The organism is Methylocaldum sp. GT1TLB (assembly GCF_051027445.1).
Taxonomy (GTDB): domain Bacteria; phylum Pseudomonadota; class Gammaproteobacteria; order Methylococcales; family Methylococcaceae; genus Methylocaldum.
This window is the reverse complement of record NZ_CP194898.1, coordinates 3,195,590-3,221,718: the sequence shown is the minus strand read 5'-3', so window position 1 is coordinate 3,221,718 and position 26,129 is coordinate 3,195,590. Positions and strand designations below refer to the sequence as shown.

Genomic DNA, 26,129 nt, shown 5'->3' with positions numbered 1-26,129 from the left:
CCTCAGTACATCGAAAGCTTGAACCGGTTCCGCTTCAGGACCGGCTGCGAAGTGATTTGTCGATGGCCGAACAGGTAGCGTTCGGCGGGACGAATCGCGCGCAGGCGGATCGACTCCGCCAAGGGCGGATAGGCAATGGAAGCGGACCGATCCCAGGCCGGCCACTGTGAAAACAATTCGCGCCAGACTTCCGGCTGCCGGCGGCGCAGCATATGGATCGGATCGAAGCCGTACCAGGTGGCCGGCGGCTCGATCAAGCGGATGCCGTATACCCTCGCGAGCTGCCGCATTTCTTCCTGGCAGCGGTTCACACGATCGAACAGCACCGGCCACGCGATTCGGTGCGCCGGGAAGAAAGTCCTGCGCAACAATTCGAACTTCCAGGGATTAAGCCGTTCGACGCTTTCCAGCGGCAAGGCCATCAAGGCGATTTCGGCGCGTTGCTCGGCCAGCCGGTTCAGGCAGGCTTCGACCCAGGCGAGCAGCTGCGGAACGGTGACGCCGTAAACCAGATCGTTGCCGATATCGGTCACGGCCGCGAGCGGTGGAAGACTGTCCGAACCGTGTTTCCGCAGAGCGGTCCACAGCCCGCACCGGACGATGCCGGGAAGCGTTCGGCCCAGCATCCGGCTCCAGAGCCCGTAAGATCGGCCATGCCCGAACGCCGCCAGCACGTCCAAAGGCTCCCGCAATCCCGCTCGCAGACCGTTCACGACCAAGGGAAAGGCCCGTGCGAGATTGCTCGCTCCGATCAGGATCACGGGCCGAGTCGGCTGCTTATCGACTTTGACAGTCATGTTTCTATCGCTGCGGGCACTCGGGCGATTTGGCTTGGGCATCAGTCTGAGCGGATTTGTCACGCGACGTAACACTGGACTGCGTAAAATAACCGGTTACGAATTTGACGGCATCAGCGACTTAAGTCTTTCGAACATCCGCGATGAAAAAAACAGCCTGCCTGAATGTCCTCCTGATATTTCTGATTCTCGCGACGCCCTTATCTGCTTCGGCCAAATCGAGCCGGAACCCAGGATTGGACCGGATTCGCCACATCGTGGTGATTTATCTTGAGAACCACAGCTTCGACAATCTCTACGGACTGTTTCCGGGAGCGGACGGATTGGCGAATGCGCCGGAGGAAACGATGCGGCAGACCGATCGTCAAGGCGGGGTCTACGCCACCCTGCCCAGGGTAATGAATACCGAAAAGAAGCCGCCTGTGCCCGACGAGCGCTTTCCTTCGGATTTGCCGAACCGTCCGTTCGAGATCAGCCAGTATGTTGCGATCGATCAAAAAATCGGCGATCCGCTACATCGATTTTATCAACACCAGGCCCAAATCAACGGCGGGCGCATGGACCGTTTCGCGGCCGTGTCGGATGCCGGCGGCCTGGCCATGGGGTATTACGACGGCCGTAAGCTTCCGTTGTGGGAGTACGCAGAAAAATACACGCTGGCGGATCGTTTCTTTCAGGCCGCTTTCGGCGGGTCGCTCTTGAATCATTTTTGGCTGGTCTGCGCCTGTACGCCGCATCACGACGACCCGCCGGCCGAATCGACCGTCGTCTTGAACGAGAAAGGCGAGTTGATCAAGGACGGCGTGTTTACGCCCGACGGCTATGCCGTGAACACCATTCAGACGATACAGACGCCTCACAGTCCGAAGATCACCGATCCGCGCCGGCTTTTGCCGCCGCAAACTTTTCCCACGATCGGCGATCGCCTGTCGGAGAAAAAGGTTTCATGGGCGTGGTATTCCGGCGGCTGGAATGACGCGATCGCAGGGAAAGCCGACGAAAGTTTTCAGTACCATCATCAGCCATTCGCGTATTTCGAGCGCTACGCCCAGGGGACCCGCGAAAGGGCCAGGCATCTCAAGGACGAAACGGATTTATTGAAGGCCATCGAAAAAGGAAATTTGCCGGCGGTTTCCTTTTATAAGCCCATAGGAGCCCATAGCGAGCATCCCGGCTATGCGGATCTTCTGGCTGGGGAGATGCAGGCGGTGACGGTGATCCGCAAGATCGAACAAAGTCGGCTGTGGCGGAACAGCGTGATCATCGTCACTTACGACGAATACGGCGGGTTTTGGGATCATGTCCCGCCACCTCCGGGTGACCGCTGGGGACCGGGCAACCGCGTGCCGACCATTGTCATTTCCCCGTTCGCCAAGCGCGGGTATGTCGATCACACCTTCTATGACGGCACATCGATCCTGAAATTCATCGAAACCCGGTTCGATCTGAAACCGCTGGGCGAGCGTGACGCCAAAGCCAACGACTTGCTGAATGCGCTGGATTTGTGATCGCTTAAAGTTCTATCGGCGCCGCGCCGGTGTATAGGCCGAAATAAGCTCTTGTAGATCGGCAATCCATTGCCGACACATCCGTTGCGTCGGGAAAGGATTCCCGACCTACTTGGCGACACAGATTTGTAGGTCGGCAATCCTTTGCCGACGATTCGTCGTGTCGGGAAAGGTCGCGACTAAAGCGACGTTTGCGTTGCGATTGGGAAGGGATTCCTTAGGCAAAGGCTAACAGGATCGAGAATGGGCTTTATTTTCGCTGCGCTAGTTCGTCCAAGCGCATTTTGGAATCCCGAACCGGTCGCAAGGCTTCCATCAGGATCTCGGCGCTGGCTTGCAGCGCCGCTTCCCGCTCCCCCAAGGCACCAATCTCGATTCTAAGCTGTTCGATCAGCCGGTCCTTTTCGTCCGCGTAGGGTTTCCCGAAGCGGATTCGAAACCATTCTCGGGCTTTCTCGAGCAAGCGCTCGAAATCCGCCTCGGTGAAAGCCTCCTCGGAAATCCAGCGTTCCATCTCGACCAGAGGATCGATCAGTTTGCATCCGAACTGCCGCTCGTAGCTTGATCTGAGGAATTCCGCGAGTTGGCGGATCTTTTCGTCCGACCCGCGAACGTTCGCCAGCAACTGAACGATCGTGCTGTCGGGACTTTTGATAGGCCGTTCGTAGCGTCGCTCGTAAATGGCTTCCAGCGTCGTGCAAATCTCTTTTAAATCGATTTCCGGAAATCCCTTGACTTCGAGATCCCGATAAAGCATTTGAATCGTATCGAACGGAAAAGCGCTGAACCGTTTGAGATAGGTTTCGATCTGGGATTCTATGGACTCGCGCGTCGGCGTTGGGACGAATGGCGCGCGCTCGGCCGCAGGCGCATCGTTCTCCGTGCTTGGCGGTCGATCCGGGTTGCCGTCAGCGTCCGTGACCGGCGGTTCCGGTGCCTGCCGGGACAGATCGGTTTCCACCTTGTCCCAGTAGCGGCTGAAGTTCGATGCATCCCCTGTGGCCGGCAGCCGCTCCCGAATGACTTCGGCAATCTGTTTGATGGCCCAGCTCGCCGGAGAACTCGGGTGGGTCTGCGTCACCGGCGTCTGCAAGCTCACGGCATCCAGCAGAGCCTCATCGAGCGGCACATAGCCGAGATAATCGACGTCCAAGCCCAGGTAGTTCTTGATCGCGCCCCGAAAGCGGTTGAACACCTCCAGGCTGCTGGCGCGGTCTTTGGTCATGTTGACCAGCACGTGAAAATCGATCTCGGCCTCGCGGTTTTTCAGGATCTTGATCAGCGAGAAGGCGTCGGTCAGCGACGTGGGCTCCGGCGTGATCACCAGAATCGCCGTGCCCGCCGCCAGCAAGAAATCCTGCACGTTGTTTTCCACGCCGGCCGGCGTATCGATCAGGATGTAGTCGTAGCTCGAATCCAGATCGGCCAGGCCGAGAATCAGCCGGTGCCTTTGTTCCGGTTCGAGATTGGCGCACTCCGCGATGCCGGATGCGGCGGGAACGATGTGGAAATTCTCGCGGTAGCGGAGTATGACGTCGTCCAGACGCTTTCGCCCCTTCAGGCAGTCGGCGAGAGTGGCTTCGGGATGTACGCCCAGCAGCACATTGACGTTGGCGAGACCGGTATCGGCGTCGAACAGACAGGTCTTTTCCGCGTGCTCCGACAGCGCGCAGGCCAGATTGACGGCCAGATTGCTTTTGCCGACGCCGCCTTTGCCGCTGGTGATGGCGATGACACGAGCCATGAGTGAGGGGGCCTTTTGGGGTTTTCGATCTTAAAAGTGTAGCCGTGGATGAATGCCGGTGTGACGCTTTCAAATCGGTTTTCGAAACGAGTTCTATGCAAGGTGGAGCGGCGGTAGTAACCTAGTTCCGCTCCGATGGAGCCTTTTGGCGTGCTTCGGTTTGCCGCGACCCGGTCGATGACCGGAACGGATATTTTCATGGACGTTACAGGGAGTGTGACATGGCCCCTCGGTCGCTGTTTTTGCCAAGAAGGGTTTTTTTGCGATCTTTTTCCGTTCCCGGTTTTTTCGGAGGAGCGGGGCGATGAGCGGTCACGGCGCTTTCGCGTCGAACTGCTTTCGAGCGAGGCTTGCGCGCTTTGGCACCGGACAAGGGGGTATCGTCGAGGACCGCCGGGCATGCGGTCGCTCGCGCGGAAGTTCCGCCGCGGCGTTTCTACCGGAATTGGCTTGCAGGGAGGGTGAACCTAGCCGAAACATGTGTCTCCGCTTAAATCGATCGCCATCACTTTTTACGAGGTAGCAAGGCGATGGCAATCGAATTCATGAGTGAACAACAAGCTGTCGATACCGGATCCGGACCCGCGCGGCTGGACGGGGATGCCATCCTGGACTTGCGCATCCGCAACGCGCGGATCGAAAGCCTTGCGCTTCACATCTTCGAGCAGTCCCGGCTGCTCTCAGCATTTCTCGAAGGACGGGCATGTTTCGACGTGCCCGACACGCTGGCGCGCATCTGCGGGACCGGTCCCGTAGCCTATCAAATGAGCGCCGTGCAAGGCCTCGAATCGGCTTTGGACTGCCGTCCGACAGCCTGGATTCAGGCGATGCGGCGGGTGATGTGCTGCGGCGAGTGGATCGCGAGCCATTCGCTGCACATTCATTTGCTCGCCGCACCGGATTTCCTTGGGTTTTCGAGCCTCGCGGAAATGTCTCGGGATTTTCCGGACGAAGTGCGCCGCGGACTGCGTCTGCATAATCTGGGTTGCGAGTTGATCCGCCTGTTTCACGCCTCGTCTTCCCGCGCGGCGGGAGTCCGCATCGGCGGATTTCACCATGCGCCGTCCAAGGCCCAGGTCAGGCAATCGGTCGAGCGGCTGCGCGCGGCCTTGCCGGAAGCGGAGTCCTTGGTGGCTTGGACGGGCGGCATCGATCTGCCTTCCAGCGAACAAGCGTTCATCAACGTGGCCCTGCGGCATCCGGACGCGTACCCGATGTGTGGCGGCACCATCGTTTCCAGTACCGGCTTGGACATAGCCGTCGAGAGTTTCGAAAGGTATTTCCAAGTGCACCGGGATCCGCATTCCAAGACCGATTATTCATTGATCGAGGGAAGGCCTTATCTCGCGGGGCCCTTGGCGCGGCTGAACCTGAACCGGGACCTGTTGCCCGGTCCGGTGGCCGAGGCTCTGCGCAAAGCCGGCATCGCTTTTCCCAGCCGAAATATTTTCCACAGTATCGTGGCGCGAGCGGTGGAGGTGTATTTCGCCATAACCGATGCCATTCGCCTGCTGGACGGCTATGAGCCGCAGGCATCGTACGTCGAGGCTCGAACTCGTGCCGGGACCGGATTCGCCTGTACCGAAGCTCCGCAGGGCATTCTCTGGCACTGCTACGAAGTCGATGCCCAGGGTCGCGTGATGCGCGCACGGATCGTTTCTCCGGCCATGCATAACCAGGCGTGTATCGAGGAGGATCTTTTCGGAGCGCTGCAATCGTTCGGCCCGGAAAGAACCGATGAGGAATTGCGGCAGTACGGAGAGCGGGTGATCCGCAATTACGATCCGTGCATCGCCTGTTCGAGCGATTTTCTCGATCTGAATGTAGTACGATCTTGAGCCTGTTCGTTTTCGGAGCCGCTTTCCCATGCCCAACCATGTACAGCTCGTCGCGCGGCGGAGCTTTTTCCTGCTCCTGTTTCTCGTCCTGACCGGTTGTTCTTCCGCTTATTACAGGGCGGCGGAGTCGCTGGGCTTTCACAAGCGCGACATTCTCGTTCACCGCGTAGAAAAGGCCCGCGACAGCCAGGAAGAGGCCAAGACACAGTTCAAGAACGCGCTGGATCGGTTTACCGCGCTCACCGGCTTCAAGGGCGGCAGCCTGGAAGAGAAGTACCGGGAGCTCGACGCCGAATACGAGCGCAGCCGGGCCAAGGCGGACGAGGTTCGGAAACGGATCGACGACATCGAGGACGTTTCGGAAGCCTTGTTCGACGAATGGGAAAATGAACTCTCCCAATACCAGAACCCGTCGCTCAAGCGCAGCAGCCAGCAAAAGCTCACGGGGACGCGCCGGCGCTACGATCAGCTCATCGCCGCCATGAAACGCGCCGAATCCAAAATGGAGCCGGTATTGCTGACGTTCCGCGATCAGGTCCTATTCCTGAAGCACAACCTCAATGCCCAAGCCATCGCCTCGCTCCGGGGCGAACTCGACAGCCTCCAAACCGATATTTCGGCGCTCATCAAATCCATGGAAGCGTCGATCCGGGAGGCGGACGAGTTCATCAAGTCGGTCGGCGGTCCCGCCTGACAAGACATTGAGTCTGTCCAGTGGGCCGTTTGCCCTGAGCTTGTCGAAGGGCCTGTCCTGAGCGTGTCGAAGGGTTCGAGGGCCTGCTGGTACAGGGTCTTATTGATACCTGTTGCTACGTCTTCGAAGGAATCCGTTGCGTGCGTCCGACAGCAAAACCGGTTATTCCCTAAAGAACGGCCGTCCTCGGGGTGCGATAGATCTACGGTGAAAGTCGGAGAGTTTCATGGAGTGTCTTCCCATCGATAATTTGACTCAATCCGACTCTTGACTGGTATAGGATGCTGCCGACGATAGGAGGCGCATCGGTCGCGATCGATGGGTTCATGCCGGACAATCCCTGTCCGGCACCCTATGGGCGGCCTCGCCACGCTACGCTGTCCCGCTTCGCTCGCGAGTCCGGGGCAGCCCATCCCTGGCCTGCCCGCTCATCGCGTTGCGCCTCGCCCTGCCGATCTGTCACGTTGTTCAGATCGATGCGCTTCACTTTGTTCAGCACATCCTATGCCCTGAAGCTCGCAGGTTTGGATAATCTCAGCTAGAGCGTTTTCCGGATCGGTGTAAGGGATTCGGATATGTAGGTCGGCAATCCCTTGCCGACGTATCGGCTCGGCGAAGGGCTTTGTCGGCAAGGGATTGCCGACCTACGTTCTCCCCTCCTGGAACGAATTCGTACACTGGGATGGAAAACGCTCTAAGTACATTCCGCAAATATTTGCGGAATCTCGACAGATTGGCTTGATTGGCGGGGTTGTCCTGCAGGTTGCCTATGCCGCAAGACTTCCCTGAATGTACTTAGTGTAGGGCGCATTAGCTTTAGCGTAATGCGCCGAATGGAAGGTTCCCATGCGGCGGCGGGTTGTCGGGGCACTACCCGGATGACCGTTTGCGATTGGGATACGCTATTCCGCCCTACATAGGTTATATGGGCTGCTTTTACTTAAGAAACCTCCACCAGCGGAAGTTCGACCCGGATGCGGGCGCCCTGTTCGTCCTGCCGCGGTTCGATGCTTTCGACTTTTCCCTGGTGATTGGCCACGCACTCGCTCACGATCGCCAGCCCCAAGCCGGCACCCTCGGTGTCGGTCATGTGGGCCGCCTTGCCTCGAAAAAACGGCTCGAATATCCGCGTACGCTCCGTGGTGTCTATTCCGGGACCGTCATCTTCGACCTCCAGTTGCATACCGGTTCCCAAGTCACGAAGAATGATCCGGATCTTGCCCCCTTCCGGAGAAAACTTGATGGCGTTGGAGAGCAGATTGTCGACAATCGTCCGCACCTGGTCGGGAACACCGAGGAATTCGACAGGCTGGATCAACTCCTTGATGGTGAGGGACTTCGCATTTAGGGAGTCCCGATAATCTTCGATCACCGATGCCAGCAACGTCTTCATGTTCACCGCGTCCTTCGGTTGCGGCGATGGATTGTCCTTGACCTGGCCATAGTGGAGCGACTCATCGAACAGGTTTTGCAGTTTCTGAACGTCCTGGCTCAGCCGCGCCAACAGGTCGCGTTGCTTCGGATTCAACGCCTCGGCCATAAGCAGGCCGGTGCTTTCGAAAATGCCGGAAAGCGGCGTTTCGAATTCGTTCGAGACTTTGCTCATGAACTGTTGCTTCGACTCTTCCCGACCCAGCAAACGGGTGCGCAGCCAGTCGAGCCGATCACCGAGAAGCCGAAGGTTTTTCGGTCCGGTAACCCGGATGGGTTTGCCGAAGTCTCCCGCTCCCAGTCTTCGGATGGATTCGTCCAGTTGCCGGACCGATCGGGTAAACACGGCCAGCAGACCCGAGCCGAAGCCAACGCAAATGAGCAACAGAATGCCCAGAATGGCCCCCTTGACCAGAAGGTCCTGCCGAACCGCTCGATCAATTCGGCTCAAACCGTCCTGCCAGAACCCGTCCACGGCATCCTCCAACCCGTAAAAGGTTTCGTCTATCGACAACCTGGCTTTAGCCTCGGCCCCAAAGTCGGCGATTCGGTCATAAAACCGTTTTTTCTTTTCCGATAACTCGTTGACGAGAGGCGTCAATTTATCGTCGTCTTCGGCCCTGAAGAGTTTGTCCAATGCCTGCTCGACCGATGCATGAATGTCTTGCAGCGCAGCAGGCAGGGGCGTAACGCGATCGGCAAGTCCGCCGAACCCGCCGTGGCTTTGCACGAGCACGAGCCCGAGAGCGCTAAGGCCGAGGAGCGCCGCAAGCACGAGACGCCATCTGGTCCGCACGGGTTTTCCGGATTTGTGTACCTTGCGCACTTCTCCGGGCACCGAAACCCGATCCTTCCAATAATCCTGATCTTGCACCACCATAGGACACTCCTTGAGCAGTAAGTCCTGAGAGAGTTCAGTGACGGAAAATTGACACTAAACGGGTGTAAAGGTCAACCTGTCGTACCGAGTGCCCGTGACACGGGCACTTCGAACGGAAAACTTCAGGGCCGTTTTTGTCTCGGCGGCGAAATACTGTCGATATCCGGCTTGCCGGCGAACTGCAAGACACAGTCAGACCTTTGTTGTTTGCTTCTTGAAATGAAAGAAGCCAAATTCAAAAAAGTAAACGCCTGACCCTAGAGCACTTTCCGATTCGGTATCAGGGAGCCCGATAGGTAGGTCGGCAATCCCTTCCCAATCGCAAACGGTCGCTTTAGTCGCGACCCTTCCAATCGCAAACGGGAACTTTGGGAGCACCAAAGTCCCCCTTCCAATCGCAAACGGCCGTCCTGGGAGCGCCAGGACGCCCCTTCCCACAAAGTCCTTTGCCGAGCCGATAAGTCGGCAAGGGATTGCCGACCTACGTTCTTCCCGCCCGACACGAATCCGTACACCGGGATGAAAAATACTCTAAAGAGCCAATGGTAAGCGGCGCGGTGTAAGTCCGACCAAATGGGACATCACCACCCAAACCTTCCCCGCAGGCGCATAAACCGACGCAAGGCCATTGCCTCGCGCCGGGAAGCGGACGGGTTCATCAAAACCGTCAATGCGCCGAGGTGACCGATGCGCGGGATCCGGGATCGGCGTATTTCGCCACGCTGGAGCCGACGGTCGCCCGCTTTTTCAGCAAAATTTCGCTCACGTTGGAGCCGATCATCTTAGCCAGTTCTTCCGTGGGAAGGTCGTTGGCATCGTCGCCGAAGGGATTCTCGATTTCTTCCGCGATCAGCTCCAGGCTGCCCAGAACGAAGAACACGAAAGTAGTGAACAGGATCGTCCAGTACCCGAATTCGTGCACGAAGCAGAACGGCATGGTGACGATGTAGACGAAAATGAACTTCTTGATGAAAAGGCTGTAGGAGTACGGGATCGGCGTTTTCTTGATGCGTTCGCAGGCGCCGCAGATGTCCGTCAGCGAGGTGAGTTCGCTGTTGATGTTCAGATAATGTACTCCGGCGAGATCTCCGCCCCGGTGCAGTCGGTTGATTTCCCTGAACAGGCTGTTGGCGATAAGATTCGGCCGGTGCACGCCGGCCGGTCGGCGTTGCAGCGGTTCGGCATCGCGGAGATGCTCGTTCAGCACCGAGGCATAAGCGGCAATATGTTTGGCGATGATGAGTCTGGACGGATGGTTTTGTCGAAGGAATGCGTTGCACTTCAGCGCCAGATTGCGGGACGTATTGACCAAGGTTCCCCACTGCCGCCTGCCTTCCCACCAGCGCTCGTACGCCGTGTTGGTTCGAAAAACCAGCAGCAGCGAGATGACGAAGCCCAGTAGGGAGTGAACCAGATTCGTGCCCTTGAATTCCTCGGGCAGCAGATCGCGATCGATATAGGCTATGGCCGCGGTGAATAAGGCGACCGAACTCATGGCCGGCAACAGCCTTCTGAACGTGTCGCTTTTATGAAATTTGAAAATGAGGCCCCACCACGATTTGGGGTTGTAATTGATCACGCTGAACTCCTAAGCGGCTTTCGATCTCGGGAGTGAATTGCCGAAGTGGATTATTAAATGATGAAAACAGTCAAGACGCTATGGCATCTGCTGCGGGAAATGACCGGCGACGATGCCTATGAAAAGTATCTGGCGCATTGGCGTGTCCACCACGCCGGCGAGGGCGGGGAGCCTTTGAGCCGCAAAGAGTTTTTTAATGCCGAGCTGCATCGGCGATGGAGCGGCGTCAAACGCTGTTGCTGACGCGGCGGCGCATCCCGCCTTCGCAGGCGGGATGCCGAAAGATGCGGTGGCAGTTATATCCGGCTCTTGATCCGTTCGTAGGCGCTTCTTACTTCTTCACCGAGCATTTTGACGCTGGTCCAGACATCTTCCGAGGCGTCTTTGGCTTCGTCGGCGACTCCGGCGAGCTTGCTCTTGAACTCTTCCAGCTTTTCTTCCGTCTTGTTCCACTCTTCCTGAGCCTCGAGTTTCGCCAAGTTGAGCTGCACCCGCAGTTCGTCCCGTTGCTGAAGTAAGCCGTCCCGAAATTTTTCCAATTCTTCTTTAATGTTCATGATGATTTCCTCAATGTTGGTTCGCCTTGATCTCGCACATACAAGGCCTCCTCCGATTTCCTTGGTTTGACTTAAACGGCGCGGTATTGCGAGGATTCGTCACAGCAAGCTGTACGAACGCATGGTAACAATCTTGAACGGAACTCTTCCAGTCCATCATTGTTTTGCGTCCGATGGAGTCCTGTCGGACTTCCCTCAATAGCTGCAACCCGGATGGACCGCGGAATCCTTCGGCAAACTCCAGGCCACGGCCCGTCAGGATGGATCTTCATGCGGCCTCGATGCGCCGTTCTCCCCAGGCGTGCTGCTGGAAGACGGCGCGCAGTCTGTCCCAGTCGATGACCAGTTCGCCGCCGGCTGCCTTATGCTGTTGTTCCCAATTGATCAGAAGATCCAAGCAGGCATGATCGATATACGTCAGTTCGTGGAAATTCACGTGCACCTGAGCGTCGGGACGGACCCGCTCCAGGGCCGCCGCGAGCTTCGGCAGACGGATGAAGGTTGCGGCGCCTTTGAGGTGGATCGTGGTCCGGCCGCTCGCTTTTTTCTCTTCGACCGCAACTTCCAGATGCGAGAAGGTATACAGCAATCGGGCCAACGCCAGAGCGATTCCGACAGCAATGCCGGTCAGGAGGTCCACCACTACCACGGTACCGAGGGTCGCCGCGTATATGCCGGCTTCCGCCCGGTCGGTGCGCCACAGTGTGCGCATGGCTTTGGGATTCATCAATTTGACGCCGGTGTAGACCAGCACCGCCGCTAGGCTGGCCACCGGAATCAAGCTCAGGACGCCCGGTAGAAGGGTGATGAACACCAACATCCAGACGCCGTGCAGGATCGTGGACAGCCGGGTTCTCGCACCGGCCAGCACATTGGCGGAACTGCGGACGATCACGCCGGTCATGGGCAATACACCGGCCAGTCCGCACAGGATGTTGCCGACGCCCTGGGCGGCTAGTTCCCGATCGTAGCGGGTACGCGGCGCATGCCGCTGCATAGAGTCCACCGCGGTGGCGGTCAGCAGCGATTCGGCGCTGGCTACGAAGGCCAGAGACAGGCCCGCGAGCCAAATCGCCCGGTCGGAGAGAGCTCGAAGATCGGATCCGCTGGGCCAGCGTAACGCTTCCAGCAGATTGTCGGGGACCGGCACGTACTTGAGGTCCGCCTGCAATATCGCGGCGCAGGAGGTGCCGACCACGACGCCGAGAAGGGGAGCCGGCAGCAGCTTGAGCTTTTGCGGCGCGAGCCTGTTCCACAAGAACATGGTTACGATGGTGAGCAGCCCGATCAGGGCCGCCGGCCGGTGAACCGTTTCGGAAATTCCTTTCCATACCGCCTGCGGCAAGGTCCACAGATTGATGATGCCGCCGAATTCCTTGCCGGTCCCGGGAGGCAGATCGTCCACCATGACATGGAACTGGGAGGCGAAGATCAGAATGCCGATCCCTGCCAGCATGCCCTGGATCAACGACGGCGACACGGCCCGGAACACCTGGCCCAGCCGCAACAGGCCCGCAGCCAGTTGCACCAAGCCGGCGAGCAGCACGATGACGCCCAGGGTTTGGAAGCCGTGTTCCTGAACGAACAAAGCGACCATCACCGCCAAGCCGGCCGCCGGCCCGCTCACCTGAAGCGTGCAGCCGGACAATGCCCCGGTGACGACACCGCCGATGATGGCGGTAATGAGGCCGGCCGAGGCGGCGTGCGCCATGGGCACGCCGGAAGCGATGGCGATACCCATGGAGAGCGGCAAGGCCACCAGAAAAACCACGATAGAGGCGGGGAGGTCCGTTTTCCAGGCGGCGCGAAAAGCGGATAGTCGCAAGGTCTGTGCGTTCATAACACGATTTGCCCTTTGGGCGGTCGGAAGTTCAGGAAGAGCTTCAACGATAGAAAAATGCGAGGACCTAGATTTCCGTTGCAATGAGTGTGCGTTCGTGTACGGACGGCATGGGGCGCTGCTCGGTCAGCCGCAAAAACTGCCCGCTTCCCGCGTCATAGCCGAATACTTCGCCGGTCTCGATCTTGTAGACCCAACCGTGCAGTTTAAGTTTGTTCTGGGCCAACCCGGAGGCCACCACCGGATGGGTGCGCAGATTCTCCATTTGCGCCAGCACGTTCTCCTGAATGGTGATATTGAGCAGGGAAGCGCTCTCCAGGTCTACATACTTATCGTGAACGACGCGGCGGGTGGATTCGGCATAGGAGAGCCATTGGCTCAGGGCCGGAAAGTCGCGGGTCGATGGCCGTTCCAAGAGGCCTTTCATCGCGCCGCAATGAGAATGTCCGCAGATGATGATGTCCTTGACCCCGAGACCGGCCACCGCGAATTCGATGGTGGCGGCTTCGCCGCCCATGACCGCGCCATAGGGCGGCACGATGTTGCCGGCGTTGCGCAGAATGAACAGCTCGCCGGGTTCGGTCTGGGTGAGCAAGTTCGGGTTGATGCGCGAGTCGGAACAGGTGATGAACAGCACTTCGGGCTGCTGTCCTTTTGCCAGCCGCTCGAACAGCTCGCGCTGAGAACCGAAAAGGTCGTTCTGAAATCGGTGTAGCCCCTGTAACAGTTTTTGCATCGTTGATTCACGCTGAAGTTGACTGACGGGGCATAGCCTATAGATTGAGCTTATTATAATAAAATAGAATGTTTGAAATTCATTTATAGATTAAATCAATTAATCTGTTCTTATGGGGCGCATCAACTATCAGCATCTGTTTTATTTCTGGAATGTAGCTCGCGAGGAAAGCGTGACCCGCGCTTCCGAGAAACTGCATCTGGCGCAGCCCACCATTAGCAGTCAATTGGCGGTGTTCGAAAAAACCATCGGAGAAAAGCTGTTTTACAAGAATGGACGCAAACTGGTACTGACGGACACCGGCCGCATCGTGTTCCACTATGCCGATGAAATCTTTTCCCTGGGTCAGGAGCTGGCCAACACGCTCAAAGGCCGGCCGACCGGGCGGGCGCTCCGGCTGGTGGTGGGCGTGGCGGATGCTTTGCCCAAGCTGGTCGCCTGCCGCCTGATCGAGCCGGCCTTCCGCCTGCCGGAGCCGGTGCAGATTCTTTGCTATGAGGATAAGGCGGAACGCCTGTTGGCGGAGATGTCGCTGCAGGGCATCGATTTGGTGCTGTCGGACGTCCCCGTCACGCCGGCGAACGGTGCCAAAGCTTTCAACCACTTGTTGGGAGAGTGCGGAGTCACGGTGTTCGGAACCCCCGGGTTAGCCAGTGCGTACCGCCCGGACTTTCCCCGTTCCCTCAGCGGAGCGCCTTTCTTGCTGCCGACCGGCAATACCGCGCTCCGCCGCTCGCTGGATCAGTGGTTCGACGCCGAGGACATCAGCCCGAAGATCCAAGCGGAAATCGAAGACAGCGCCTTGCTCAAGACCTTCGGCAGTGGCGGAACCGGGCTGTTCGTCGCGCCCTCTGCGGTCGAGGAGGAGATTCAACGTCAGTACGACGTGGAAGCCATAGGCCGGATCGATTCCGTGCGGGAACGGTTCTACGCGATCACCGAACGCAGGAAACTCAAGCATCCCGCTGTGAGCGCGATCCTGGAAAATGTCGGCAAGAAGCCGCTCTGATCCGCAGCCAGTTCCGGCATCGCCGTTTCCTTTTATCGAACGACCAGACAAGGTGGTTAAAAGGTAGGCGGGGATAAGCCCGTCCCGGTAATTCCTAAGACCCTTCGGTAGACCCGGCCGTTGGGCCAACGGGTTCGTCGGAAGGGTGGCTTCGGCGCTCCCGAAGACACCGTTTGCGATTGGGAAAGGATTGCCGACCTACGACTTTCCGAGGAATTCATTCTTGTAGGATGGGTAGAGCGAAGCGAAACCCATCGATGGTGGGTTAGGCGGCGAGGCCGTAACCCACCGAACGACTTCGGACCGGTGGGTTACGCGGAGCCTGTCCCGAGCGGAGCCGAGGGGCTAACCCACCTACGATAATGTTCACTCGAACGCCGGATGGAATAAGCGGTCAACCGCCGTTTCTTAGGTTCAAAAGGGGCCGGGCGATGTTCCTTGCAAAGGATCGCCTCGGTCGAAAGGCTCAGCGCCCGCGGCGAGCCAGAAATCCCCGCAGCAGCAGGGCCAGGGGCGAACGTTTGAGTTGCAGCGATTCCTCCAGCGCCTGCCGGGCCGCGGCGGCGTCGCCCGCGCCGAGCCGGGCGACGGCCTGGTGCAGCTTCGCGCACGCCTGTGCCTCGGCGGCGAGCGGGAGGCTCAAATCGGTCCGGCAGCGGGCGCACACCGGGTCCTCCCGCAACCGGGCCTGGCAGGTGGGGCAGCGCTCCATCAGGTATCGAGGTAATAGAGAATGTCGGCGAGACGCTCCACCGCCGTCTCGACGGCCTGGAGATCGCCGGCGGCGATGCCGTCCCTGATATCTTCGATGAGGTCGATCATGTCCTCGCGGTCTTCCTCGGACGCTTTCTCCAGCAGGCGTTCCGCCTTTTCCACCAGAGCCCGCGCCTTGACCTCCGTATGATGCCGCTCCGAAGCCGCTCCTTCCACAAGCGTTTCGGCTCCGGCCGCCGGCCCGAACAGGGCGTCGATGCGGGCCTTGGCCGCCCCCATCTCCTCTCCCTGGAAACGGGCGATGGCATTGTTGATGGTGATGGACTTGGAAAGGCCGGTGTCCTTCTCCCGAGCCGAGACGTGCAGGATGCCGTTCAGATCCAGATCCAGGCTGACCGTGACGGTGTTGCCCGCGGGCACCTTGCGCAGGCCCTTCACCCTGAATTCGCCGATTTCGATATTGTTCAGGGCGTCCGGGGCCTCGCCCTGGTAAATCCGGACGTCCACTTCCTGCTGACCGTCAAAGCTGGTGTAAAAGGCCTCGGTCTTGCTCACCGGCAGCGGGGTGTTCTTGCGGATGATGGGGACATAGACGTAGGGGTAGAGTTCGCCGTCGAGTTCGGCTATGGCGGAGGTCCCATAGGTGTAGGGCGTGATGTCGACCAACACCGCGGATACCGATTCTCCCGCGATCACCCCGGCCTGGACGGCCGCGCCCATGGCGACGCACAGATCGGGGTCGATGTTCCGGTGCGGCTCCTTGCGAAGCTCGCCGAACAGCCGCTCGCTGACGACGGGCGTGCGGGTGCTGCCGCCCACCAGCAGGATTTCGTCGATGTCGGAAGCGGTCAGGTTGGCGCCGCGCAGGGCGATGTGCACCGCTTCCAGGGTTTCGTCGATATAGCCCGCGATCATCTCTTCGTACTCGTAGCGGGACAGCTCCAGCGACAAATGGATGGGCGTCCCCTCCTTCTCGAATAGATATTCCTCGTCGATGCGCACGAAGGGCTGGTCGGACAGGGTTCGCTTGGCGCTCTCCGCGGCCCGGTTGATACGCGCCATGATCTGCCGCGACTCGGTGATGTCGAAGTCGTGCTCGCGCTTGATGTGCTCGACCAGATGATCGACGATCCGGGCGTCGAAATCGTCCCCGCCCAGCCGGTTGTTGCCGTGGCTGGCCAGGACTTCCACCACATCGTCCTCGATGCTCACCACCGACACGTCGAAGGTGCCTCCGCCCAGGTCGTACACCAGTATCCGTTTGCGCGTTCCGGTCTTGGCCTCGTAAGCCAGCGCCGCGGCCGTGGGCTCGTTGATGATGCGCACCACGTCGAGACCGGCGATCTCCCCTGCTTCTCGGGTGGCCTGGCGCTGGGCGTCGGAAAAATAGGCGGGGACGGTGATCACCGCCTTTTGCACGCTCCGTCCGAGGTAGTCCTCGGCGGTCGCCTTGAGACGCTTGAGGATGATGGCGGAGATTTCCTGCGGGCTGAAGTGCTGGCCCGCCAGCTCCACCCTGAGATCTTCGCCCATGTGGCGCTTGATGGACTTGACCGTGCGCTCCGGGTAGAGAATGTACTGATTGTGCGCCGGTTCGCCCACCAGGACGTCGCCGTGCTCGCCGATGCCGACGAAGGACGGCAGGATCTTGCGTCCTTCCCGGTCGGGGATGACGGTTACCTTGCCCTCCTTCAGAATCGCCACTTCCGAGTTGGTCGTGCCGAGATCGATGCCGATGATGATGTCGCTCATAGTTTGTTGGCCCTGACTTCCGCTAAACGTAAGACTTCGTCGCCCCAGAGAAATCCCTTGCGCAGTTCCGCCGTGACGATGCCGTTTTCGAGATCGGGCTGCCGGTCCAGTTCCAGCACGGTCATGGTGTGGGGATCGACGGGCAGACCCATGACCTCCAGCGGCCGGACCTCGTGGCGCGCCAGGATTTCCTCCAGCCGTCTGAGGCTCATGCCCTGGCCTTCGCGTATGCTCTCGATAAAGCGCCGGTCCTCCGGACGCGACTTGATGCGGAACCAGCCCTTGACCGGACGGTAGTTGCGCAACGCATTGAGACCCGCGGAGAGCCGGTCGTGCACATCCAGAAGATCCAGCAGCGCGGAACGCAGGGCGCTGCGGCGCAGGGTGGAAAACTCGCCCTGAAACCGCTCCAAAGTCTGATTCAGATTGCTCTGGCTGTCCCTGAGCCATTCGTGCGCTTCGCCGACCGTATCGAGAGCGGTGCGGAACTGGCGCGACTCGGTCCGGACCTCGGTGCGTAGCGCCGCCAGCTCACCGAACAGGGTGAAAAGGTCGGTCTGCCTCGCCGCGTCTTCCTCGAAACCGGCGGGCGTATCGAGGTACTGCCGGAATTCTTCCAGCAGACGGATCTTGTTCGCTTCGTCCATCATGTATCGGTGTGCTTCTCGGACAAATGCTCGGCCAGGCCCTCGGTGAGCGTCCGGATCAGGGTGCCGGCATCCGGCCGTTCCGGCCGGCCCGGTCGCAGAATCTGGCGCAGCAGGACGGAAACGTCGGGCTTTTCCCGATGGAACAACCGGTATTCCCGGCGCTTCTTGTCGGTCTCGATGAGCTCATAAGCCTTGCGGATACGCCGGAACTCCCCGGCGTTCCGCTCCGGCGGGAATTCCCGGACCTTGCGTAGATAAGCCTTCTTGATTGCCTCGTCGCCGGCGTCTTCCTCCACGCCCAGCACTTCGTAAGGGGTTTCCATGGACTCTCCTAGGATTTTTTCGTGTTCTTGGATTTCTTGCCGCGGCCGGGCAGGGGCAGTCCGTCCAGAATCCGGCTCGCGTCCACACCCAGGCCGCCCAGCAATTTGTCGAGAATCAAACCCAGCGCATCCTTCTCCGATAGCTTCTCGAGCTGCTCGGGGGGATAGTCGCCGAGCAATTCCTTCGCCCGTTCCTCGGGGGACAAGCGGTCGAGTTCCTCGATGCGCTCCGCGAACCGCTCGGCCGCCTCCTCGTCGAGACTGTCCAGCCCGTCCGGAAAAGCCTCATGAAAATCGGGTTGCAGGGATTCCTCGTGCTTGCGCAGAAATTGATCGATCAAGGCCGCGGTGCGGCGGTCGCCCGCCTGGTGCGCCTGGTCCAGATTCATCTGTAGCCGGAGCCCATCCATGGGCAGCAGCCTGCCCGCATCGCCCCGGCATTTCGCATAAACCTCGAAATACGCGAACACCGGCGCGTAGCGGCACCGCCTCGCCCCCTGTTTCGCGCATTCGGCCAGGAGCTCGTATTGGCCGGCAGCGGCGAAGCCCTGGCAGAGGCCGAAGAAATCCTCCTCGGACAGTTCCGCCTGTTTGAAGCTCCGCTTCAGCATCGGCGCCAGCTTGTGGAGAGCCTGCGAGAGATTCTGCCGCCCCTCGCCCCGGTACAGGCCGAGCAGCCTGACCAGAGTCATAAGCTCCGGCTTATCGGCCAAATGCTGCTTGTCCAGTCCCTGGATCAGGCTATCTGGGCCCTTCAGGGGCAAATCTGCCGCGAGCACTTCCATTGCCCACTGAAACCAGGCCGCCGCGCCGCCGCCCGCGGCGGTCCATGCCTCCTGCCAAAGATTCCGGCAGCGTTCGTTGTCGGCCTGCCAGAAGGCCGATAGCCCCTCGAGCCAGAGCAGGGCCGCGCTGCGCCGCTGGGGATCGAGCTTGCGGGCCGCGGTCAGCTCCGCTTCCGCCAGATCCGTGCGTCTGGCTTTCAGTTGCTTGCGGGCGTGGCCCAGATGGGCCTCCAGCAGAAAGCGGCGGGCATCGCTGTTGATGGGGTCGATTTCAAGGAGGGTCTTGGCATAGTTCGCCACCTTCTTGAACGCCTTGCGGCGCTGGGCCGCCCGCATCGCCGGAAGCAGAACCTCCGGGTCCCGCGGATAGCGCTTCACGGCGCGGTCCAGCCAGGACAGTGCGGCCTTGGCGTCGTCGAACTGCTCCAGCAGTCCGATCAGCCTTAGGTAGGCTGGCTTGTCGTCCGGGTCCAGTTCCAGGCTCTGCTCCAGGCAAGCGATGGCCAACTCGGGGAATTCCTTCTCGGCCAGGTCGGCCACATGGCGGAAGATCAGGGCCTGGGTGAGAGGTTCATCGCGGCCCTGCGGGGCATTCTTCAAGAGAGCGATGCATTCCTGCCAATACCGGCTGGCCTCTGGATAATCGAGTATTTCCTCGGCGTGGAGCGCCTTGATGCGGCATTGTTCGAAGGGAATCAGCTTGCCGAATGCCCGCTCGTAGAACGGGATGGCCTCCGGGGAGTCCGCCAGGGCCGCGAGACAGAAGCGGCGGCTTTCGGCCTCGCCCAGTTCGGCGCGGTGACGCAGGACCGCTTCCAGAAGCGGCCGGGCACCCTTGGCCTGGGCGGCGCTTTGGATGTCCCGCAACAGCGCGAGTTCCTTCTTGCCGTAGCCTTTCAGCTTGTCGACAACGGCACGCAGCTTCGGCGGAAGCTTGAGATAAGCCGCCACGTCCGGCGCAGGGGTTGCCAACTGTTCGCGCAGAGCCGCGGCCAAATTCCGGCAGGCCGAATCGGGATCGACGCGGTCCAAGACTTCCGACGCCCCGTCGGGATCGCGTTCCACCGCAAGGAGGCCCTTGAGCAGAGTGCGCAGATTCCGGTACGGCGAGCGGGACGATACCTGCCGCAGGCATTCCTCCGCTTCGGCTTCCCGGCGCTCCGCATAAGCCGCGAGGGCTTTCCGGAGCAGCGGCTGCTGCCGGACGATGGCATGCTCCCTGGGCAGGGCATCGAGCAGCTTGTCGTTTTCCAGGGCCAGCAAAGCCGCGGCCTCGACCAGACGCCGCCCGGTCGCGGAGGCGACAAAGTCATCGGGGACCGCTGCGAGCGCCTGGCCGAGCTTCACCATCTGCCCGGCCTTGAGCAGCCAGGTCAGGTACTCCCCCGAAAGCGGCGTGCCGGGGCGAAGACCGGCATGGTTCTCCCACAGCATCGCCGCTTCCTGGAACATGCCCTTCCCGGCCAGTTCGCGGGCACGTCCCAGATAGGCCTCGGCCAGAAGGTCTTCCGACTCCTGCCGGCGCTCCTGTTTCAAGAGGTCCTTCAGAGACGCGATCGCGTCCTTGAAATACCCGCTCTGGAGAGCGCGCTGGGCCGCGGCTTTGAGTGCCGGCACGGATTTCAGCGGTGAAGGTTTGGATTTCATCGGCGGGTTGGAAAGCAGGGGACAAGATGCGAACGGGGATTATCGCAAAAAATCTCCATTCGCGATTCAAGGAGATGTACGGATGCGGTATCGAATGAATCCCGTCAGCCGACCGGTTCAGCGGCGACTTTCCGGATTCGACGCAGGTTCGGACCGGCACGGTCCCGACTGGCAGTCGAAATCGGGTTCAGCACGCAGGATGGGCAAAGGCCTTAGGCCGTGCCCATCCTCACCGGGAAAGTTGGGGTGGGAGTTCGTAGGTCGGCAATCCCTTGCCGACACTTTCGTCGGCAAGGGATTGCCGACCTACTGAGGACGATCACGCCGGTTACGGGTAGCAGGTGTCCCGAACCGAAATCGAAGGGCGGCAGACGGCTAGCGGATCTTGAAGCGGCCGACCTGTTCCTGAAGGTGCGAGGCCAGTCGGGCCAATTCCTCGCTGGCGGCTGCCGTCTGCTCGGAGCCTTGAGCCGTTTCATGGGAGATTCCGCTGATGTTGACTACATTGCGGTTGATTTCTTCGGCGGTGATGCTTTGTTCCTCGGCGGCCGCCGCGATTTGGGTGTTCATGTCCTTGATGGTGTCGATGAAGCGATTGATGATCTCCAGCGATTCGCCGGCGTTGATCGCTTGATCGACGCTGGTCTTGGCCGCGCTCTTGCCCTGCACCATCGCGGAGACGGCTTGGTTCGCCCCGGTCTGGAGGCGTTCGATCATGCCCTGGATTTCCTGGGTCGATTGTTGCGTGCGGCTTGCCAGAGTGCGGACTTCGTCCGCCACCACCGCGAAGCCGCGGCCTTGTTCGCCGGCGCGGGCCGCTTCGATGGCGGCGTTGAGCGCCAGCAGATTGGTTTGCTCGGCAATGCCCCGAATCACGTCCAGAACGGCGCCGATGGCCACGCTATCCTCTTTCAGCTTGTTTATGGCTTCGGAGGTTTTCTCCACTTCGGTCGCGAGGCCATTGATGCTTTGGATAGTGTGCTTGACGACCGTGGTGCCGTTCTTGGCCTGTTCGTTGGCGTCCTGAGCGGCTTCGGCGGCGCGGGATGCGTTCTGGGCGACCTCGTGGACGGTCGCCGACATTTCCGTCATGGCCGAGGCGACTTGCTCGGTTTGCTCGTTCTGGTTGAAGACGCGCTGCCGGCTTTGCTCGGTGATCGTCGACAATTCTTCCGCCGCCGCCGCCACCTGTTCGGCATCCTTGACGATATCCCGCACCATGCCGGCCAGGTTTTTGATCACCGTGCTGCATTTCCAGGCCATCCAAGAGAATTCGTCCTTGCCCTCCAGGGAAATGTTCTTGGTTAAGTCGCCGGCGGCCATCGCGCTCAGCGCGTCCACCAGTTTTTCGGCGCGTTTTGCGGAGTGCCGGCCCAAATAGGCGGCCAGTGCCAGCATCGTGACCGATGCCGCGACCGCGGTAATGATGACGCCGGTAATATCGTCATTTTCGCCCGCCGTCTTGATGCTCATGAAAGTCACCGAGGCGACGCCGGCGATGCCGACACCCATGGCCAGGTACATCTGGCGGGATAAATTCAGGTTTTCTACGAAGGATTTCAGCATGGCTCGATCTCTGGGTTAATTATTGTTTTGCAACCTGAGTCACAAGTTTAGTCAGAAATTTTCGAGCCGTAGGGAGAGACTAGGGCGGCTGTTACAAAGCTTCGACGATCTCCCTGATCAAAGCCGGGCCTCGGTAGATGAAGCCGGTGTAGAGTTGGATCAATTCCGCGCCGGCCTCGAATTTCCGGCGAGCGTCCTCGGCGCCGGCGATGCCGCCGCAAGCGATGATGGGAACGGCGCCTTGCAAAGCCTGCCCGAGTCGGGCGACCACATCGGTTGATTTGCAGAACAAAGGGCGGCCGCTGAGTCCGCCGGTTTCTTCGCCGTGAGCGAGTCCTTCGACGCCTTCTCGGGAGGCGGTGGTATTGGTGGCGATCACCGCATCGATTCCGTATTTGACCAGGGCGTCCGCCGCCTGCTTGATTTGCTCCGGTTCGAGATCGGGCGCGATCTTGACGGCCAGCGGAACGCGCCGGCCGTGAGTCTGGGTCAGATTCTCCCGCTCCTGCCGGAAGCCGGACAGCAGATGGTCCAGGTTTTCGCCGGCCTGGAGGTCGCGCAGGCCGGGCGTATTGGGAGAGGAAATGTTGACCGTGACATAGCTGGCGTGCGGATACACTTTGCGCAATCCGATCAGATAGTCGTCGAGCGCCCGATCCAATGGGGTATCGCGGTTCTTGCCGATGTTGATGCCCAATATGCCGCTGTAACGCGCCTTTTTGACCTGCTCGACCAGGTAGTCCACACCTTTATTATTGAATCCCATGCGGTTGATGAGCGCCTCGGCCTCGGGCAGGCGGAACAAACGCGGCTTCGGATTGCCCGGTTGCGGGCGGGGCGTCACCGTGCCGATCTCGATGAAGCCGAAGCCCAGAGCGGCCAGGCCGTCTATGCATTCGCCGTTCTTGTCGAGCCCGGCTGCCAGACCTACCGGATTCGGGAAGCTGAGGCCCATCACCGTTCGCGGCTTGGGGGCGGCCGAATGATGGAGGGGATTCAGCGATCCCAGCCGGCTAAAGCCTTGAAGAGCGGCCAGGCTGAGATGGTGGGCGGTTTCGGGGTCGAGTCGAAACAGCAGAGGACGGAGCGAGTCGTAGAGCATGGGTTTTCGAAATTACGCGGTGATTCGCGGCGATGCGTTAACGCATTCGCCATGGACCAGGTTCAAAACGGTGAGTACGGACTCGGGATCCAGGGCATCGGTACGATCCCCGCCGCACAGAGCGCCCCGAAAGCCCAGGTAATCGGGTTTCAATGCCAGGAGAGGCGCGATATCCGGCACGCGAAGCGATCCGGCCAAGCCGCACAGCAAGCCGTGCGAGCGGGTTTCGGCAACGAATGCCCGAAGATAATCATTCCGGCATACTTGCCGCAACGATCCTTTTTTCTTGTCGCGCGTGTCCAGCATCGCTCCGACGAAACCGGCCGTAGCGAGTTCTCCGACCCAATGCAGCTCCGGCGATTCGTCGCCGAACAGGACGGCAACGAGACGTACATTGCGGCGGGCTAAGGAGGATAAGCCATGAATGAGGCCGGCCCAGTCCCCGCCCGGGAAAAAACCGATTTTCACGTAATCGACGCCGGTCGCCGCCATTGCTTTCACGGCGGACAACACGACATCGGCTTCCATCGGCAGATCGCCGACGGTGGCGCTGACCGGCCGGTCGCGGCCCAGCTGGCTGACGATGCGGCCGACATCGGCGACGGGCAGGGCACCCAGGGCGCCTTCGGCGGGATTTTTCAAATCGACGATGTCGACGCCGATTTCCCGAACCTGCCGGGCTTCGGCAAGGCTGGCAACGCTCGCGAGCATGCCGGTCATGTCGGAGCTGCCTTGTCCGTCTTGCCGTGTTTGAACGCTTCGACCGCATCCATCAGCCAGCCCCAAGCCTCGAATTCTTTAGGTCCCGCCGTCTTGTCCAGGCCGATGCGGAGATAGGCGAGTTCGGATTCGATCTTGTCCCGCGGCAGCATGTGCAGGCGGCTGACCAGGATAGCCGCTTCCAGTACCGAAAATTGCGCCCGGTTGAAGCCGCGGAACGGGGCGTGATTCGCTTCGTGAACCACGCGGCAGTAAAGCTTCGGGCGGAGTTCGTCCTCCTCCCAGCGCAGCAGTTCCAGTTCGGCATGGGCGAGGGTTTCGGCCAGCCTTTGGCCGGGGACGCTTTCCGCCGGAAGCAGAGGCCAGTCGCGCCGGCCGGTCAGGCAGCCGGCGAAGACGCGCACGTCGTCGGTGTAATTGATGACGGCCGTGCGGGTGGCCAGAACGTTATCCAGGGTCGTGGACGGCCGGAAAGGCATGATGAGCAGTTCGTCGTCCAATACGTGCACGCCCATGGGCGCGATATGCGCAACGCCTTGGGGCGAGCAGCTCGTGATGATGGTCTCGCGAATCATTCTTCGTCTTTCGGTGTTTTCTGCAAAGTCGACCCGGCCGGTTTGTAGGCGTGAGGATCGATGGTCGGCTCCGGCGCTTCCACGTGGCAGCCCCACTGCAAGGGCTCGTCCTGCGAGTAACGCTTGCCGAGCTGCCAGGCAATCTGCGCCCGGGCCAGCTCGACCCCCAGATAAAAGGCATGGCCGCCGTCGGTTTCCACGCCCAGCTTCGGATACAGCTCGAACGGGTCTGCGGCGGTGTGAAAGCCTTCGCGGTTAAAGATGTGCACGCCCTCGGGGCTGATCAGGATGCGATAGCTCGGGTCCTTGATTTGCCGGTAGATTTCATCGATTTCATCGCGGCTGAGCGGAAACGGCGCGCATTCGTGCAGGGCCATCAGCCGGTCGTCGATATGCTTGGGCAGTGTGTTCAGTTCGCGCGCGGCGAACAGGATTCGGCGCGCCAGATCGGCTTCGCGCACCGCCTTGCGGGCATGCTTGCTAACCTGGGTGGCGAGAATCTGTTTGATGTGCAGCTCCGAGCAGATTCCCAACAGGATCGCATTGATGCCGGCGGTGTCGGCATGGGTGAGCTCGGTCAGATTGCCGACGCCCATCATGATCTCGACATCAGGATGGCGCCTCCGGACCTCGTGATAGCGGACCAGCGACTCGGTGAATCCGAAATGGATGGGGTCCAGGATCGGATCGACGATGAAGTCCCGGCCCTTGGCGCACATGGCTTGAACGGCTCGATCCAGTGAATCCAGGTCACCGTGCTTGGCAGGAATCAGAATCGGGGTCGAGGATACCTGATCGGCGATCCACAGCGTTTCTTCATGCAGGCTGAGCAGATAGTCGGCGCCCGCCGTGCCGCCCCGGAGCAGATCGTCGTTTTCCAGCGAATCGACGCTGACCTGAAACCCCTCGGCCTTGAGCGCGCGGACCGCTTCCTCCAGATGCGGAAACGGCGTCTCCGGCAAACAGCCGACATCGATCACGTCGGCCCCGTCCTTCCGGTAGTCCCGCGCCTGGCGGAGGATGCCGTCAATGTCCATCCGGGGCGCGTCGACGATTTCCGCGAAGATGCGGAGTTCGTAACGGCTGATGTCCGGCTTTTTCTTCTTCTTGCCGAAAAACTCCGGCAGATCGTGCAATTCTTCCGGCCCGCGTTCGATCGCGATGCCCATGTCCTTGGACAAGGTTTCCAGATCGCCCCGGCAGCGTCCCGGCACCAGCACCCGGTCGGCCCCGAACGTGTCCTTGAGCCGCCGCCGAATCATGTCCGCCGTCATCAGCGCCGCCACCGTCAATCCCAGCTGATGCACGGTGTACCCGAACTCCGGCTCCATCTCCTCGAGAGTGCGGCGCAACTGCTTTTCCGCCAGCTTGCCGGTGAGAAACAGGATGTGCTCGGGCATTGATCGGTGGGGAATGTGTGGAATGGAGGCGTTAGGGGATTGGACCGCGGGATTATAACAAAGATCGGGGTTCTGCTTTCCCGGAGCTCCAGGTCCAGCCAGATTGCCCAAACTTGTAGCGCGGCCGCCGGGTCTCTGGATCAAACCCAAGGGCTCGCCGTGCTGGTGGCGGGTGGCTTTTCTAGCCGATACTTGGATTTGTGCGCTTATACCAAAGGTTTCAGCAGGTGAATCTTTCGGACGAGCGTTATGATGTCAGCTTTGATCTTTACCCAACATTAG

At 60.2% G+C, this 26,129-nt stretch carries 22 protein-coding genes; 5 read left to right on the top strand and 17 right to left on the bottom strand.

Annotated features, from left to right (window positions below):
* Positions 1–2: 2 nt before the first annotated feature.
* On the bottom strand, positions 3–797 hold the full coding sequence (locus tag ACR2R1_RS13960; protein ID WP_077730850.1) for a hypothetical protein: 795 nt from the start codon (positions 795–797) through the stop codon (positions 3–5).
* Positions 798–940: 143 nt separating this feature from the next.
* Between ACR2R1_RS13960 and ACR2R1_RS13955 the strand changes: the two genes are divergently transcribed.
* Positions 941–2,305: an alkaline phosphatase family protein gene (locus tag ACR2R1_RS13955; protein ID WP_434110567.1), complete on the top strand. Its 1,365-nt coding sequence runs from the start codon at positions 941–943 to the stop codon at positions 2,303–2,305.
* Between the two features lie 250 nt (positions 2,306–2,555).
* On the opposite strand, the gene ACR2R1_RS13950 is transcribed toward ACR2R1_RS13955, so the two are convergent.
* A complete protein-coding gene (locus ACR2R1_RS13950) occupies positions 2,556–4,049 on the bottom strand; it encodes a MinD/ParA family protein (protein ID WP_434110565.1) in 1,494 nt (497 codons plus the stop codon).
* A 545-nt stretch (positions 4,050–4,594) separates the two neighbouring features.
* Between ACR2R1_RS13950 and ACR2R1_RS13945 the strand changes: the two genes are divergently transcribed.
* The gene (locus ACR2R1_RS13945) at positions 4,595–5,887 is read left to right on the top strand and encodes a nickel-dependent hydrogenase large subunit (RefSeq protein WP_086133492.1); all 1,293 of its coding nucleotides are present in this window, start codon (positions 4,595–4,597) and stop codon (positions 5,885–5,887) included.
* Between the two features lie 28 nt (positions 5,888–5,915).
* Positions 5,916–6,581 carry a DUF2959 domain-containing protein gene (locus ACR2R1_RS13940; protein WP_156881642.1) on the top strand — a complete coding sequence of 222 codons (666 nt, stop codon included), beginning with the start codon at positions 5,916–5,918 and terminating at the stop codon, positions 6,579–6,581.
* Between the two features lie 940 nt (positions 6,582–7,521).
* Here the strand turns inward: ACR2R1_RS13940 and ACR2R1_RS13935 are convergent.
* Together ACR2R1_RS13935 and ACR2R1_RS13930 are read right to left on the bottom strand one after the other, a co-directional pair.
* Positions 7,522–8,892: a sensor histidine kinase gene (locus ACR2R1_RS13935; protein ID WP_434110562.1), complete on the bottom strand. Its 1,371-nt coding sequence runs from the start codon at positions 8,890–8,892 to the stop codon at positions 7,522–7,524.
* A 667-nt stretch (positions 8,893–9,559) separates the two neighbouring features.
* Positions 9,560–10,471 carry a bestrophin family protein gene (locus ACR2R1_RS13930; protein ID WP_434110560.1) on the bottom strand — a complete coding sequence of 304 codons (912 nt, stop codon included), beginning with the start codon at positions 10,469–10,471 and terminating at the stop codon, positions 9,560–9,562.
* 57 nt (positions 10,472–10,528) lie between these two features.
* Between ACR2R1_RS13930 and ACR2R1_RS13925 the strand changes: the two genes are divergently transcribed.
* Positions 10,529–10,714 carry a YbdD/YjiX family protein gene (locus tag ACR2R1_RS13925; RefSeq protein WP_434110558.1) on the top strand — a complete coding sequence of 62 codons (186 nt, stop codon included), beginning with the start codon at positions 10,529–10,531 and terminating at the stop codon, positions 10,712–10,714.
* Positions 10,715–10,767: 53 nt separating this feature from the next.
* Here ACR2R1_RS13925 and ACR2R1_RS13920 read toward each other — a convergent pair whose 3' ends face one another.
* The 3 genes from ACR2R1_RS13920 to ACR2R1_RS13910 form a co-directional block, all read right to left on the bottom strand.
* Positions 10,768–11,028 (bottom strand): hypothetical protein, encoded by a 261-nt coding sequence (locus ACR2R1_RS13920; protein ID WP_077730857.1) that lies wholly within the window; start codon positions 11,026–11,028, stop codon positions 10,768–10,770.
* Positions 11,029–11,296: 268 nt separating this feature from the next.
* A complete protein-coding gene (locus tag ACR2R1_RS13915; RefSeq protein ID WP_434110556.1) occupies positions 11,297–12,868 on the bottom strand; it encodes a SulP family inorganic anion transporter in 1,572 nt (523 codons plus the stop codon).
* A gap of 67 nt (positions 12,869–12,935) precedes the next feature.
* Positions 12,936–13,604, bottom strand: a complete 669-nt coding sequence (locus tag ACR2R1_RS13910; protein WP_077730859.1) for a carbonic anhydrase — start codon at positions 13,602–13,604, stop codon at positions 12,936–12,938.
* Between the two features lie 112 nt (positions 13,605–13,716).
* On the opposite strand from ACR2R1_RS13910, the gene nhaR reads away from it, so the two are divergent.
* Positions 13,717–14,613, top strand: a complete 897-nt coding sequence (gene nhaR / locus ACR2R1_RS13905; RefSeq protein ID WP_434110554.1) for a transcriptional activator NhaR — start codon at positions 13,717–13,719, stop codon at positions 14,611–14,613.
* Positions 14,614–15,079: 466 nt separating this feature from the next.
* Here nhaR and ACR2R1_RS13900 read toward each other — a convergent pair whose 3' ends face one another.
* From ACR2R1_RS13900 to ACR2R1_RS13855, 10 genes are all read right to left on the bottom strand, one after another.
* A complete protein-coding gene (locus ACR2R1_RS13900; RefSeq protein ID WP_077730861.1) occupies positions 15,080–15,325 on the bottom strand; it encodes a hypothetical protein in 246 nt (81 codons plus the stop codon).
* Complete coding sequence (locus tag ACR2R1_RS13895; protein WP_434110551.1) at positions 15,325–17,079, bottom strand: Hsp70 family protein; 1,755 nt, start codon at positions 17,077–17,079, stop codon at positions 15,325–15,327. Before ACR2R1_RS13895 ends, ACR2R1_RS13900 begins: the two co-directional genes overlap by 1 nt.
* The gene (locus tag ACR2R1_RS13890) at positions 17,076–17,729 is read right to left on the bottom strand and encodes a nucleotide exchange factor GrpE (RefSeq protein ID WP_434110549.1); all 654 of its coding nucleotides are present in this window, start codon (positions 17,727–17,729) and stop codon (positions 17,076–17,078) included. The genes ACR2R1_RS13895 and ACR2R1_RS13890 overlap by 4 nt, the downstream gene beginning before the upstream one ends.
* The gene (locus ACR2R1_RS13885) at positions 17,726–18,052 is read right to left on the bottom strand and encodes a J domain-containing protein (RefSeq protein ID WP_434110547.1); all 327 of its coding nucleotides are present in this window, start codon (positions 18,050–18,052) and stop codon (positions 17,726–17,728) included. Before ACR2R1_RS13885 ends, ACR2R1_RS13890 begins: the two co-directional genes overlap by 4 nt.
* Before the next feature lie 8 nt (positions 18,053–18,060).
* On the bottom strand, positions 18,061–20,484 hold the full coding sequence (locus tag ACR2R1_RS13880; protein WP_434110545.1) for a tetratricopeptide repeat protein: 2,424 nt from the start codon (positions 20,482–20,484) through the stop codon (positions 18,061–18,063).
* A gap of 375 nt (positions 20,485–20,859) precedes the next feature.
* Positions 20,860–22,050, bottom strand: coding sequence for a methyl-accepting chemotaxis protein (locus ACR2R1_RS13875; protein ID WP_077730867.1), 1,191 nt, complete (start codon positions 22,048–22,050; stop codon positions 20,860–20,862).
* A gap of 91 nt (positions 22,051–22,141) precedes the next feature.
* Positions 22,142–23,152, bottom strand: a complete 1,011-nt coding sequence (locus tag ACR2R1_RS13870; RefSeq protein WP_434110543.1) for a quinone-dependent dihydroorotate dehydrogenase — start codon at positions 23,150–23,152, stop codon at positions 22,142–22,144.
* Between the two features lie 12 nt (positions 23,153–23,164).
* Positions 23,165–23,872, bottom strand: a complete 708-nt coding sequence (locus tag ACR2R1_RS13865) for a (5-formylfuran-3-yl)methyl phosphate synthase (RefSeq protein WP_077730869.1) — start codon at positions 23,870–23,872, stop codon at positions 23,165–23,167.
* On the bottom strand, positions 23,869–24,447 hold the full coding sequence (locus tag ACR2R1_RS13860; protein ID WP_434110541.1) for a DUF447 domain-containing protein: 579 nt from the start codon (positions 24,445–24,447) through the stop codon (positions 23,869–23,871). The genes ACR2R1_RS13865 and ACR2R1_RS13860 overlap by 4 nt, the downstream gene beginning before the upstream one ends.
* On the bottom strand, positions 24,444–25,847 hold the full coding sequence (locus ACR2R1_RS13855; protein ID WP_434110539.1) for a DUF6513 domain-containing protein: 1,404 nt from the start codon (positions 25,845–25,847) through the stop codon (positions 24,444–24,446). Before ACR2R1_RS13855 ends, ACR2R1_RS13860 begins: the two co-directional genes overlap by 4 nt.
* Positions 25,848–26,129 lie beyond the last annotated feature (282 nt).